The sequence below is a fragment of the Alkalimonas mucilaginosa genome, from assembly GCF_036327005.1.
GTDB lineage: Bacteria > Pseudomonadota > Gammaproteobacteria > Enterobacterales > Alteromonadaceae > Alkalimonas > Alkalimonas mucilaginosa.
This window is the reverse complement of sequence record NZ_JAUGZK010000024.1, coordinates 1-11722: the sequence shown is the minus strand read 5'-3', so window position 1 is coordinate 11722 and position 11722 is coordinate 1. Positions and strand designations below refer to the sequence as shown.

Annotated in this window: 7 protein-coding genes; all 7 read left to right on the top strand. The window is 48.2% G+C overall.

Features of this window, described 5'->3' with window-relative positions; all coding sequences use genetic code 11:
• The first annotated feature begins 256 nt into the window (after positions 1 to 256).
• The 7 genes from QWF21_RS17750 to QWF21_RS17720 all read left to right on the top strand — a co-directional run bounded on the left by QWF21_RS17750 (position 257) and on the right by QWF21_RS17720 (position 10979).
• On the top strand, positions 257 to 1354 hold the full coding sequence (locus QWF21_RS17750) for a tetratricopeptide repeat protein (protein ID WP_330089377.1): 1098 nt from the start codon (positions 257 to 259) through the stop codon (positions 1352 to 1354).
• A gap of 424 nt (positions 1355 to 1778) precedes the next feature.
• On the top strand, positions 1779 to 6515 hold the full coding sequence (locus QWF21_RS17745) for an InlB B-repeat-containing protein (protein ID WP_330089376.1): 4737 nt from the start codon (positions 1779 to 1781) through the stop codon (positions 6513 to 6515).
• Between the two features lie 382 nt (positions 6516 to 6897).
• Positions 6898 to 8637, top strand: a complete 1740-nt coding sequence (locus QWF21_RS17740; RefSeq protein ID WP_330089375.1) for a sensor domain-containing diguanylate cyclase — start codon at positions 6898 to 6900, stop codon at positions 8635 to 8637.
• Between the two features lie 421 nt (positions 8638 to 9058).
• A complete protein-coding gene (gene mntA, locus QWF21_RS17735) occupies positions 9059 to 9451 on the top strand; it encodes a type VII toxin-antitoxin system MntA family adenylyltransferase antitoxin (RefSeq protein ID WP_330089374.1) in 393 nt (130 codons plus the stop codon).
• On the top strand, positions 9448 to 9879 hold the full coding sequence (gene hepT, locus QWF21_RS17730) for a type VII toxin-antitoxin system HepT family RNase toxin (RefSeq protein WP_330089373.1): 432 nt from the start codon (positions 9448 to 9450) through the stop codon (positions 9877 to 9879). The genes mntA and hepT overlap by 4 nt, the downstream gene beginning before the upstream one ends.
• 291 nt (positions 9880 to 10170) lie before the next feature.
• Entirely contained in the window at positions 10171 to 10503 is a 333-nt protein-coding gene (locus tag QWF21_RS17725) for a type II toxin-antitoxin system PrlF family antitoxin (RefSeq protein WP_330089372.1), read from the top strand.
• A gap of 2 nt (positions 10504 to 10505) precedes the next feature.
• Positions 10506 to 10979: a type II toxin-antitoxin system YhaV family toxin gene (locus QWF21_RS17720; RefSeq protein ID WP_330089371.1), complete on the top strand. Its 474-nt coding sequence runs from the start codon at positions 10506 to 10508 to the stop codon at positions 10977 to 10979.
• The last annotated feature ends 743 nt before the right edge of the window (positions 10980 to 11722 follow it).

Below are 11722 nucleotides of genomic sequence, written 5' to 3'. Positions count from 1 at the left end.
GCGCCGTACAGCAGCCTGATACACCCAACTGGCAAACACTGTTGCAACAAGCCGATCAGGCACTGTACCAGGCCAAGGCTGGTGGGCGGAATTGTGTGGTCTTTGCTACCCCCACTGAACTGGCCGATGCGATAGCTTGTAGCTAAACGGTTAGCTTAGACCTTATGGCAGTGCACTTTATCGGAGATAATGGTTTTGAAAAACTCCGCCTGATCACCTATGTTTATAGTATGCACTTATCCTCATAGGTGTCTCAGTGTCTCGCTATTACCTGCATATTGCTGTACTGGTGGCTATATTCAGCCCTTTTGTTTATGCAAGCAATGCAGCCGCAACCTTGCATGAAGCCGAGGCTTACCTAACAGTTCAACCAGCGCGCACCATAAGTTTGCTGGACAACATGCCAGCACCTGACAAGCTCCCCCTTCATCTTGCCATTCAACGCAATATTTTGTTACTGCGTGCAGCCGTACCAACCAATGATATGGACAGATTGTTGCAAGTGCTCGATGCGCTCTTTGAACATCAACAGCATGCTGACTTCCAGCAAGAACTAACCGCAATTACCAGTGCCCTGGGCATTTGGCTTCGGCGAAACAATTACCTGCATGATGCCCAGATCAGCCTTAGCTGCTCATACCGACACAGTAAGACAGAGCGTCAACGCCTTACACTGACCAACAGCATGGCCTTGGTAGCCAGACAATTAAATGACATCGACCACGCAAAAACCCTCTTTGAAGAAGCCAGACGAATGGCATTGCAATCTGGCCAAATGAACATAGCCGCGATGACAGAGAATAATCTGGGTTTACTGGCATTGCATGAAGGAAACCTGGCCGCCGCCGAGCCACATTTTCGCGCGGCACTGGCACAGTATCAGGCCATGGACCATCGGGCGGGAAAAATATCAGCCGGCATTAACCTATTGTTTTATTTTGTTTTGCAACACGATGTCACGAACTTCCAGCGCTTGTATCCGCCAACCTCTACCCTCACAACCAACTTTCCGAACGAAGCCAAACAAGCCTTGCTGCTCTGGTTGCATCAAAGGTATCTGCAACTGCAAGGACATGCTATTGACTTGCAAACCAAGCAACAACTCAGCGACGCCTTCGAGCAACTGGAAGACAACCACGTAAAAATACTGATTCAACGCTACCTGGCCGGCGAATTGGGCGTGGATGTGCACGCAGACCCCATCATCAACAACCAAGGCTTCAACCGCCCTTGGTTTAACAGCGTAGTAGCATGCAACTGGCCAACACTCAGCAGTGAAAAACAACAAACAGCTGGGACAATTGGCCAGATTGGTCAGAAAAACGCAGGGCTTGGATCAACTGGCTGCCGCTAAAGCCTGCCATCACATAACGGCACAGAAGGTGAGTTAAGAATGCTAAGGCAGATTTGCAGCCTGGCAATCGCTGAGAGGGTGCAGCGGTTAATTTAGCGAAACAAAACGAATCTCCAACCCGATCGGCTTTGTCGATTGATTAGATACAGCCTCGGTTTCAGCATCAACTGGATTAGCTTCGACCAGGAATCATCTGTTACTATTGTTTTTGACATGATGGAATGCTGTGTGGTTGTTTTTTGGCTAAAATAATTATACCAGCGCATGATGCCGACTAAAAACTCACCACGAAAGATCAACAGCCCAGGGCTGCAGAGCAAAGAAATATATGTTTAAAACGTTTTACATCATTTGTATGTTTTTTTGCTTTTTTTCCCTTCCCATTAAAGCAATGCCAAGTATTTCCGATGCTGACTGGCAGATTATGAACACGTTACCAAGTATCAATGGTGAGGTTAACGCTATTGCCATTGCTGATAATGGTGATGTTTACATTGGGGGCAGTTTTACGGTTTTAGGTGCCTTGTCAGTTTCTGGAATTGCCAGGTGGGATGGTGAGGCCTGGTGGTCCTTAGAGAGCGGAGTCGCGGGCACTGTCCATAGCATCAAAATCCACGATAGCCAAATTTATATAGGTGGCAGCTTTAATCATGCAGGCGGGATCGCTGCGCAAAATATAGCGAAGTGGGATGGCTCACAGTGGCAGGAGATAAGCTATGGGGTCAATGATACGGTGTATGCACTTGACATTGACGCCGATGGATCACTGCTAGTTGCTGGCAGTTTTACTCTGGCAGGTGCTGTTATTGCAAACGGGATCGCTCGGTGGGATGGAACCAATTGGTCTTCATTAGGCGCAGGGGTCAATGGTGATGTCAGAGCCTTAGTTAGACACAATGACGAGTTGTATGTGGGGGGTAGCTTTACCACAGCTGGCGGTATTACCGTTAATCGTATTGCCAGATGGGATGGGAACAACTGGTTCGGTTTGGCTACAGGCGTTAATGGCAGTGTGACATCGCTTGCCTCTGCGGATGGTGTTTTATTTGTGGGCGGGAGCTTCACCGCTGCAGCCGGTGTAGCGGCCAACAGGGTTGCTAAATGGGATGGAGTAGCCTGGGAGGCATTGGGTTCGGGGGTTAGCAATCAAGTAAACGTTTTGCTGTTTGATGGAGAAGCGCTTGTTGTTGGCGGTATTTTTAATTTAGCAGGCGGACAGACTGTGGGTCGGTTAGCTAAATGGAATGGTTCCGCCTGGTCAGGAGTGAGCGGTGGTTTAAATGGCAGCGTTCACGCGTTAGGGCGTGGAGATAGCAAACTTTATGTCGGAGGCGTTTTTAGTGCTGCCGGAGGGGTGCCGGTAGAAAAGTTTGCAGTTTGGGATGGAAGTAACTGGCTTGGCTCAGGTGATGGTCTGAATGGCGTAATAAACGCTTTTACCCAAACCGATGGGGCTATGTACGTTGCCGGTGACTTTACTCGTATTGGCGGGATAGCCGCGAATAAAATAGCAAAGTGGGATGGTGAACATTGGTTTCCACTGGCAGATGGTTTAAATGGCGTTATAAATAGTCTAGCGATACTAGATGGCATGCTTTACGCAGCTGGTAGTTTTAGCATGGCAGGCGAAGTGACCGCGCATAACATTGCCCGATGGGATGGCACAAACTGGCAGGGGCTTGGTTTGGGTGTTAATGGTGTGGTGAACACGATAGTGGCATCAGATACAGAGTTGCTGGTAGGTGGCGCCTTCACTCAGGCCGACGGCATCGTAGTAAATAGAATTGCACGCTGGGATGGCAGTAGCTGGTTTTCGCTGGGTAGCGGCGTTAACAACGAGGTAAGAGCCCTGGCCTTGATGCAGAGCGGGCTTTATGCCGGTGGCAGCTTCACCATGGCGGGCGGCACACCGGTTAATCGATTAGCTAAATGGAATGGTTTAGCCTGGTCTGATGTGAGTGGTGGTTTAAATGGTGTGGTTAATACCTTGACTGTGAGTGATTCTGCATTATTTGTAGGCGGTAGTTTTACCACTGCAGGGGGAAATACCGCGAATCGGATTGCTAAATGGGCAGAGGGAAGTTGGTCAAGTATCGGCTCCGAGGCTGATAATGGCCTGAGCAATTTTGTGCGTGCTATTGCTGTTAAAGGTGGGGTTGTATTTACCGGCGGGGCTTTTGCGTCAGCCGGTAGCATTAGTGCCAGCCGGATTGCTGGTTGGAACGGCAGTAACTGGTTTCATTTAGGAAGTGGTGTCAATGGGAATGTTAACTCCTTACTAATTCGTGACAACAGGCTATATGTCGCCGGTGACTTTTTATATGCTGGCGAGTTATTCTCGCCGTTTTTCGCCAGTGTTGATATTGCAGCTTTTAGTTACTCCATCACTTATGAAAGTAATGGTGCCACTGCGGGCTCGCCACCTGTTGCTCAAAATAAAGACTTTAATTCACCGCTGATTTTGTCTGGCAATACCGGCGGATTGACGAAAACAGGCCATACCTTTAATGGCTGGAATACTGCTACAGACGGCAGTGGGACGGCATTTGCTGAAGGTGCCATTTATAGTGAGAATGCCTCAGCAATCTTATATGCCAGTTGGCTGCTAAACCAATACACGATCACCTTTGACAGCAATGGTGGCTCAGCCCTGGCAACGATCACAGCCAATTTTGGCTCAACCTTAACAGCACCAGCGAACCCGACACGAGAACGTTACACCTTTGCTGGCTGGAACCCTGCGTTCCCAGAAAGTATGCCAGCCAGCGATACCACCCTTACCGCCCATTGGGAATTGAATACCTTCACAGTGCGCTTCCTGGATTGGGACGAAACGTTACTGCAAGTGCTGCAAATACCTGATGGTGAAGCCGTGGTATTACCCCTGTTACCAGAGCGTGAAGGCTTTCGCTTTATAGGTTGGAGTGAAGATTTGGGTAGTATCACCAGTGATCTGGATGTTCGCGCACTGTATGAAGAGCTGTCTTTCGAGGTGTCAGTTAGCGTTAGTGGTGCTGCCATAGTCACGCCGGATCGACAGATGGTGCTTTATGGCCGTCATGCAACCTTTGCGCTCAATCATACCAATGCTGATGATGTGGTCGTGGTAAACAGCGACTGTGGTGCCAGCTATCATGCAGGTGAAATTATTACGGCGCCAATCGTTGCCGGCTGCAGCATTGACGTCACAGTGTATGCGCCGGTCCAGGTTGAGGCAGACAGTACTGCGCCAGGGCCAATCAACCAAATCCGTCGCTTTACGGTATTAGGTGGCAGTGGTGAGCAGCACTTATTGGAAGCGGATTTAACCCGCGCCGGTCGCGTGGTGCCGATGACGGAAGACGAGATTAACATGACATTGACCCACCTTGAGGATGGCAGCTACCGCTTTGCAGCAAGCCGTACCGGGCGTTATAGCTTCCGATTTGTGGATGATTCCAGTGGCCAGGTGGTGGAAATCAGCTTTGATGTTTTGCCTTATTTAGCATTTGCCTCAAGCCGGCAGCAAACAGAGCCGGAGTTGGCAACACAACTCTCGGTTTGGTTAAGTGATGAGGCCATTTTCTACCCAGTTTCTGCAACGCTGGTGGCAAATGATGTGGCCTTGAATAGTCAGGTGGTGAATATTCAGCTTGAGGATAGACTGCAGCAAAACCTCACGGCAACTGCGACCTCGGATGCAACGATCTGGTTAGAGGCTGACAGTATTGTCAATGCACTCCCCGGTACTCCGGAAAATCATCGTCTGGTTGTTGTTGATGAGCCGGCCCCGCTTTCTTTACTCGCAACGGCATTGCAACAGGACGAAGCAACGTTAGTGATTAACCGTCGCAACGGTATGGTTCTGTTATCAGCAGAAGAACAAACAGGTGTCGGTGTGAGTTTTAGCTGGTCAGCAAATGGTTTACCGCTGCAAGTCGATGCAGCACAAGCTAGCTTTGATCCTCAAAATGTCCAGTTAGGAGATTACAGCGTGCTGATTACCGCGACAGATGGTCGTCGAACAGGCCAATATACCCTGACATTGCGGGTGATTGATGGCTGTAACTTTGACAGTTGCGCTACCATTAGCGGTATTCCTGCGGAGCGAAATCCGTTACGAAACTCTAGAAATCGCTTACCAATCTGTCCTATTGTTGAAATGGTGACTAACCGGGTCGGGAATTGTCAGGGCCAAGATCTCTTATTTGCCGAGGTACCCTTGTTGTATACCTTGGCACTGGGTATTTTCTCTGGCAATACCTCCTGGAGTTCAGATCAGTTTGGGCTGGCATTAAACGACGGCTCCCTTCCTGATGAAGGATTTACGCAGGTAGGTTACAAGGTAAACCTGGATATCCTTGGTCTCTTAGTGCCGGGCGAGTCTGTACCGGTGATGATCCCGTTACCGGTGGGTACTTCGATACCCCAAGATGCTGTTTGGCGTAAGTTTACCACAATGCAATGGCATGATTTTGTGGAAGATGAGAATAATGTGCTCCAATCTGCCGCCCGCGATGCGCTGGGTCAATGTCCGGTAGTATCGTCAGATGTGTGGGAGGATGGGCTTGTTGCAGGGTATGGCTGTATCCGCCTGATTATTGAAGATGGCGGCCCTAACGATGATGATGCCATAGCGAATGGTGTTATCCGGGACCCGGGGGTGCTGGCGATACGCAATCGCTATACCTTAGCCTTTAATCCTAATGGTGGCAGCGCTGTGGCGCCGGTAACCCAGTTATTTGGCAGTGCGCTGAATATTGCTCCACCCGTTCGGGAAGGCCATACTTTTATAGGCTGGAGCCCGGCATTACCAGAGACGATCCCGTCTAACAATGCAACGTACACGGCGCAGTGGCAGGTGAATGCGTATCAAATTCGCTTTAATACGGCCGGAGGTCAGGAATTAGCGCCGCTGTGGGTGAACTTTGGCAATCCGATAGTAGCACCGGTACCGGTAAGACAGGGGTATAGGTTTAAAGGTTGGAACCCGTCATTACCTGCGACCATGCCAGCTGGCGATTTACAGGTGACGGCGCAATGGTGTGAGAGCGAAGAGCAGCTGACATCAAAAGGAGGCAGTATGCATGTATTGTGGTTAGTCGGCTTGGGCATACTGGCATGGCTGCGCAAAAGCCGGCTGGGGTTAGTGTGGTTGGCGGTGCAACCTGGCAATCGCTGAGAGGGTGCAGCGGTTAATTTAACGAAACAAAACGAATCTCCAACCCGCTCGGCTTTGTCGATTGATTAGATATAACCTCGGTTTCAGTCAAACGATTAACAGCCATATCTTTATCGCTACAGCATTACCGGGCTCAGCTCAAAGCCGGTCTGGATTTACTAATTGATGGTTTTTAAATAACCTTCGGGGACTTGAGTGGGCTCCCCCGTCTGTATTGCCCAGTGAACATCAACAGGTAGTTGTGCTTACGAAGCTATTTATTTTTATCTGCCTCCAAAATTCCTGAACGATCCAACAAAGATGCAGCAAAACAAACCAATAACCGCTACACTTAGCATAGCTACCAGCCCTTCGATTGAGCGATGATAAAACCTGAGTGCTCATGCAGACAACAAGTTACCATTTTCCAACACCAGAAGCGCTTTGCCAGGCTGATTGGGGCAACATTTCTATCCTTCCTGCTGCTACTTTAGTGCAGCTGTATTTGTGTGACCCCCTGGACCATTGGATTGAGCCCTTGCAACAGCTATTGCAGCAACGATTTCCAGATGCCATTGTTGCCGGCATCACCAGCTATGGCTCTTTGTATCAGAGCCAGGTGACTCGTCAAGGATTGACGATGAACATCACCCGTATGCCAAGCAGCCATGCATCGCAATGCTTTATTGAACAGGATGCGACTGATCAGGCGATCAAACAACAGCTACTGAATGCGCTGCAAGCCAATACCAAAGCCGTGTTATTGCACTCTGCCGATTGGCAAGACAGCCACAGTCGCGTTCTTGATGCGCTATACCAGCTAAGCCCTGATACCGTGGTAGCCGGCACCGTTGCATCGCCACAAGGGCCAGACAAGTTGTCCAGTGTGTTCAATGGCACGCACCATTCCAACGATGGTTATTTATTGACTCTGCTGCATGGTGACCAGTTGCAAGCTCAGTCGGTGATCAAGCAAAACTGGTTTCCAATTGGCAAAGCGATGCGGGTAACCAAGGCTTCCGGTTATCGGGTGGATAGCATCGATGGCATGCGTATTCATCAGGTGTATCAGCGCTATTTTGGTGACCTGTCTAAAAAACAGCTGATCGGAATCGCCTCTGTCTTCCCGTTAATGTATTACGGCAAACATCATCAAAAAACAGCATTGCTGCTGCAATCCTTCGAAGATGGCAGCTGTCTGTTCAATCGGCAGATACCGGAAGGGGCCCAGGTTTGGATAGCCTTTGCCAATATGGACAGCCTGTTGGATAACCACTATCTTGAAGACTACCCTTGCCTGCCAGCGGGTTGTGCCTTTATCTTTTCCTGCGGTGGACGGCTGGAATTGCTAAAAGACAGCATCCAGGATGAGCTGGCTCCAATCCGTCAAATGGTGCCAACGGTCGGCTGCTTTGGATTTGGCGAAATCGGGCAAAACCAACAAGGCCAAAACTGCTTACTCAGCCACGCCATGTCGATTCTTTTTTTGTCGGAAGATAACAGCTGTTGCCGCTTTTCTGTATCGCCGACACCGGTCGATCCTAAAGACGAGTTAAGCCTTACCACCAGTGAGCTGTTGAAGTTTCATACTCAGTTGTCCAAAACCTTGATGGCCGATCTGGAACACTCCAATCAACAGCTGGAAAAGCTATCGGTAACGGATACCCTGACAGGCCTGTACAACCGTAAAATGCTTGATCAGGTGCTTGAGCGCGCGTTCCAAAGCTATCAACGCAATGCAGAGCCTTTTGTTGTGCTGTTGCTGGATATTGATCACTTTAAAGCCGTGAACGACACCTATGGCCATTTGGCAGGAGACCAGGTTCTGGCTGCCGTTAGTCAGTGCCTGCGCCAACGCATCCGCCCTAACGATGTATTAGGCCGCTGGGGCGGCGAGGAGTTTTTACTGATTTGCCCTAAAACCACAGCATCAGAGGCCCAGCCACTGGCAGAGCGGTTACGAACAGCGGTGCAAAGCACCACCACCGATGTCCAGGAGCATGCTATCCAAGTCACCATCAGTATCGGTGGTGCCGCCATGCAGTCCAATCTGGGTATTGACGATGTACTTACCCTGGCAGACCGCCAGCTGTATGCCGCCAAAGCAGCCGGCAGAAACCGTTGTATGATTGATCTGGGCTAATTTTCTTGATTGCGAGCATCAACAACTCTGACCCCTTGATTCATTGCGAGCATCAACAACTCTGACCCCTTGATTCCCAAAGCCTGCCATCACATAACGGCACAGCCGGTGAGTTAAGAATGCTTAGGCAGATTTGCAACCTGGCAATCGCTGAGATGGTGCAGCGGTTAATTTAGCGAAACAAAACGAATCTCCAACCCGATCGGCTTTGTCGATTGATTAGATATAGCCTCGGTTTCAGTCAAACGATTAAAAGCCACATCTTTATCACTACAGCATTAACGGGCTCAGATCAAAGCCGGTCTGGATTTACTAATTGACGGTTTTTAAACAACACTATTCCCCCCCTTTTATGTGCTCTATCGTCCAATCCTAGCTTTTCTGATAGGATAAACACATTCAGACCTACAAACGCCTTTTCATGATTAACACGGACCCAAGATTACACCAGCTTAAAAAGCTAGCAGCGAAAAATGCTGATATCGGGGCAATATGGCTGTATGGATCCAGAGCACTAGGACGCGAACGGCCAGACAGTGATTATGATTTAGCGATTGCTTTTAATAACTTCAAACTAGATCCTCTCGCCCGTTACACACGTCCACAATGTTTAGCACTTGATTGGGCAGCAGAATTAGGTCTTCCTGAAACAATGTTCTCAATAGTAGATATCAACCAAGCGCCCATCTATCTGGCCTATCAAATTATTGATACTGGCCAGCTACTCTATAGTGATGGCAGCGCACGTGCCTGGCAGGAAATTACCCGCATAAACAGTCTATTTGAGTACCAACAACGAGAAGCAAAACAATGAAAAATCATGATGCAGGCTTGCAACTCTACTTAGCTGAAGCGGCAAAACACAAACTAGACTATTGCCAGCAACTTGATGAGCTACGTGCAGATTTAGCAAAAGGCGAACTGCGCAGGCGCGATTATTTAGCCATTGAACGCCTATTACAACTCCTTACAGAATTAAGCATCGGCCTCGCCAAGCATTGTTTGAAAAAACACCAGCAGCATACTAGTGTAGATGCCTATCAAACCTTTTCAAGGCTACACCAACACGGCATGATTACCGCTGACGAACTGGCAGAGTGGCGCCAAATTATTGGTATGCGTAATGGGCTGGTGCATGATTATCTTAATATCGATGTGAACATTGTTCGATTAATTGTGGCGCAAGGCCGCTATCAAACCCTTGCTAATTTTTGTGATAAAGCCATTGAGTTTTTAACCTAGCAAAAAAGGGGCATGTCGAAATTCCCTCCCTGATTACGGATAAGCCGGATTGTGCATACTCATTAGTGATAATCCTCATAATTGACTATTTCAACATCTTTTCCAGTGAAACGAACCTTCGGGATCTGGCCCGGAGGCTAACCCCGGTGGTTACAAAGCTATTTATTTTCATCTGCCCCCAAAATTACAGCGGCTATTTGAACAACCCGCCAAGAGGTAATGCATTTGCATTACCTCTACTTTGCGGCTAAACTCACAGCTAGTAGCCAGCTTGAACCTGCGGAGATTATCGTGTTTGCACAAATGGCTTTGGAAGCAGAATCCACATTGACAGATCGTTTCCAGACAACAGTACCAAGCCCTGTGCGTCAGGCACTGCATCTGAATAAGAAAGACAAGATTAAATACATCATCCAATCCGATGGCAGTGTGTTGATGAAACGAGCTGAAACGGCGGAAACCGATCCTGTGCTGGATCAGTTTCTATCCTTTTTGGCTGTTGATATGCAAAAGCACCCTGAAAAGTTACAACCATTATCTGCGAGTCTGCGTCAGGGCGTGGCATCGCTGGTTGCTGGTGTAGAAGTGGATTTGGATGCAGCATTGTCTGATGAGGATGAATAACTTTGCCAGACATTGTTCCGATAGTGGTCAATGGTTGGACGCTATTTACCCACCCCCTTTTTGCGCAGCAGTTCCAAAGGTTGAAAGACAAAGTTGGGGCATTAAAAGCAAAAGATCCACAGGGGTACACTAAGAAAAACGACGCGAAGCGGTTAGCGGCAATCTATAAGCTGGCTTTTGAGATTATTCCACAAGATCCAACATTGCCAGACTATCGCCAGGGAACCACATTAGGTCACCACAACAAACACTGGTTCCGTGCCAAGTTTTTTCAACAGTATCGGTTATTCTTTCGATACCATCTTGAATCGAAAGTTATTGTTTATGCCTGGGTCAATGATGATAACAGCAAACGACCCTACGACAGTAAGACGGATGCTTACAAAGTATTCGTAAAGATGCTAAAAACAGGCAATCCACCGGATGACTGGGATGCACTTCTAAACGCTGCCAAGGGCACGCAACTCTCGCCTTAGGCATTTAACCTCCTCTTTTTCCGAGACAAGAGGCCGTGAATCTTGGGTCATCCATTAGCCTCTCGCTGACAATAGCATAACCAAAACCGCGCGCACGCCAACTGCGCTATCTTTATTGCTTGTAAACCAATAACCGGCGCATTTCCGTTCTCGTTGGTCGGTGGCTGTACTTACGATGCTATTTATTTTTATCTGACCCCAAAATTCTATATCTGATTATAGATGGAAAAAATAGCTATTTTGACAATTGGTCTTCCTTGTGTGGAGTCTTAAAATTACGAGGGATGGGTTTTAGCGCAACAACACCAAGAAAATTCGATATAATTTCTACAAACGAAACCATAAAACTCATATATAGAAAGATCACTGAAAAAAATGATATATCTCAAGAGCATGCAAATTCATTAAGGAGGATTGGACTATTGATTAAATATAAAAGTCTATATGGGCAGTATTATAGCCTAATCCACAAACCAAACGAAACCAAAAGAAAATCGCAAGAGCAAACAACTAACTTAACTTAGTCGGCAAAGTGAGGGCGTTCAATATTCAGAGTGTCAACCAAGTCATAAGTCAATCTGGGCCATTAAGGGGTTGGCTTAAAAGCATAATTTTGTCGCAGCAAAAGCTGCATCACTTGGACAGACGGAAGAACAGAGGGTTTTCTGGGGCTACAAGTAGCCAGGGGCCGGATGCAGTCAGTCCAGAGCCTTGATCCTGATGGGTGACTGGTGCGATACACG

Excerpts from the sequence above, each read along its gene's own strand:
- hepT (WP_330089373.1), top strand. The coding sequence starts at position 9,448 with ATGAAAAATCATGATGCAGGCTTGCAACTCTACTTAGCTGAAGCGGCA.
- mntA (WP_330089374.1), top strand. The coding sequence starts at position 9,059 with ATGATTAACACGGACCCAAGATTACACCAGCTTAAAAAGCTAGCAGCG.
- QWF21_RS17745 (WP_330089376.1), top strand. The coding sequence starts at position 1,779 with ATGAACACGTTACCAAGTATCAATGGTGAGGTTAACGCTATTGCCATT.
- QWF21_RS17740 (WP_330089375.1), top strand. The coding sequence starts at position 6,898 with ATGCAGACAACAAGTTACCATTTTCCAACACCAGAAGCGCTTTGCCAG.